The following is a 707-nucleotide window of genomic DNA, read 5'->3' as shown; positions in this document are numbered from 1 at the left end:
CGTTCGGTGATCGACGGCATCTTCTGGATTCTAAAAACCGGCAGTCCGTGGAGGGATCTGCCCGAGGTGTTTGGAAAGTGGCAAACCGTTTACGCGAGATTTCGACGCTGGAACCTGGAGGGCCTTTGGGACCGGGTCTACAACGCAATGCTCAAGCGACTGGACAAGCTCGACAAAATTGATCGAACGCTCTGGTGTGTCGATGGAAGCGTCATCCGTGCGCATCGGTGTGCCGCAGGAATGATTCCACAAAGCGAGGAGAACGACGAACTGGTCGCTTTGGGACGTTCTCGCGGAGGTTACTCGACCAAAATCCATATCCTCTGCGACGGCCAAGGAACGCTGCTGGGAATCACTGCGACCGGTGGGCAACGTCAGGAATCCACCGAACTGGAGCATCTAATCGACCACTGCGAACTGAGCCTGCATCGCTATGATTCCCGCCCCGACGCAATCGCTGGCGACAAAGGATATAGCAGCCACGCGATTCGAGATCGACTTCGTGAGTTGGGGATCGAACCGGTGATCGGATCAAAGTCCAACGAATCGCGTGAAGAGGAATTTGATCGCGAAGCCTATCGTCGTCGCAATATCGTTGAACGCTTGATTGGATGGTTAAAAGAATCACGACGGGTTGCAACGCGATACGATAAGCTTGCTTGCTCGTACCTTGCATACGTGCAACTCGCCGCCCTGCGACGAGCCCT

General features: G+C 55.0%; 1 protein-coding gene. It reads left to right on the top strand.

The window, feature by feature from the left end; genetic code table 11:
- Window positions 1-6 precede the first annotated feature (6 nt).
- Window positions 7-707 (top strand): IS5 family transposase (locus HFP54_RS25065; protein WP_315853978.1); only part of this gene is annotated, 701 nt, incomplete at its 3' end.

It is taken from the genome of Crateriforma spongiae, assembly GCF_012290005.1.
GTDB lineage: Bacteria > Planctomycetota > Planctomycetia > Pirellulales > Pirellulaceae > Crateriforma > Crateriforma spongiae.
This window is presented reverse-complemented; position numbering and strand designations above follow the sequence as displayed.